Origin of the sequence: Vibrio ouci (assembly GCF_004551525.1) — a bacterium.
In the GTDB taxonomy this organism is placed as follows: Bacteria; Pseudomonadota; Gammaproteobacteria; order Enterobacterales; family Vibrionaceae; genus Vibrio; species Vibrio ouci.
On record NZ_SATR01000196.1, the window covers coordinates 1 to 1258 of the forward strand.

1 protein-coding gene is annotated in these 1258 nt (G+C 42.4%); it reads right to left on the reverse strand.

The genetic code is table 11. The annotated features are described in order from the left end of the window. Window positions 1-8 precede the first annotated feature (8 nt). Window positions 9-1186, reverse strand: a protein-coding gene (locus tag ELS82_RS25080; RefSeq protein ID WP_134837779.1) for an IS3 family transposase whose coding sequence is annotated in 2 segments (ribosomal slippage) — window positions 9-919 and window positions 919-1186 — 1179 coding nt in all. Because the reading frame shifts where the segments join, the coding sequence is not laid out codon by codon here. Between the last annotated feature and the right edge of the window lie 72 nt (window positions 1187-1258).

Genomic DNA, 1258 nt, shown 5'->3' on the forward strand with positions numbered 1-1258 from the left:
TGTAGTGGTCAACTAAAATTGGCCACAGTTTTGTAAGTTTTCCAGTAAAGCCTTTCTGACTCATTCGGAGTCAGGCCACCATTATACTGGTGCGGCCTGATTTGGCTGTAATATCTGATGATATAGCCAACAACACTTTGCCAAGCTTCATCTAAATTACGATAGCCACAAGCTGGTACCCATTCGGTTTTCAAGCTTCTAAAGAAGCGTTCCATTGGACTGTTATCCCAACAGTTACCTCTACGAGATAGGCTCTGTTTAATCTGATAACGCCATAATGTCTGTCGATATTTACGGCTTGTGTAATGTGACCCTTGGTCACTATGAAACATGACTCCTTGAGGCCTTCCACGACACTCATATGCCATTTCAAGGGCTTTAGAAGTCAGCACACTATCTGGAGAATAGGACATTGCCCAACCGATAGGTTTTCTTGCAAAGAGGTCTATMACCACTGCTAGGTATGCCCAGCGATTCCCTACCCACAMATAAGTTACATCACCAACCCAAACTTTATTTGGTTCGGATACAGCAAACTGCCTATCTAAATGGTTAGGGATCTCAATATGCTCTTGAGTCTGATTGTTGTACTTATGTTTGGGAAGCTGCCTGCTTACTAAACCTAATTGTTTCRTTAACTTAGTCGCACGATAACGACTAAGTTTTACACCAGAGCGAGTAACAATCTCTGCAACAGTTCTGGCTCCAGCGGAGCCATTACTAATACGGTGAGCCTCTTTCACTAAAGTTCTTAGCTCAATAACTTCAGCAGGTAATACTTTTGGTCTCGCAGACCAATATTTATAACTACTTCGATGAACATTGAATGCATAACATAACTTTGAAATGCTGTAGCTCTGCTTAAGGTTCTCAATTATCGAGAATTGTTCAGTGAGTCCGACATCAAGAGAGCTGTAGCCTTTTTTATAATTTCATTGTGCTCTTCAAGCTCTGCGATGCGATTTTTAAGCGCTCTAATTTCGATTTGCTCAGGCGTTAGCGGAGAGGCTTTAGGTTTAATTCCCTGCTGCTCTTGTTTCAGTTGTCTAACCCATTTGTCCATCGCTGATTTGCTCACGCCCATGGCGTTAGCTGCCTCAGCAACAGAGTACCCCTGTTCAACTACAAGTTGGGCTGCTTCGAGTTTAAATTCAGGGTTAAAGGTTCTTCTTGTACGTTTTGTCATGGTGTCACCTAATGTAGATGAGGTGCATCTTAACACCTCTAATCAGGTGGCCAAATTAACTATGCCACTACA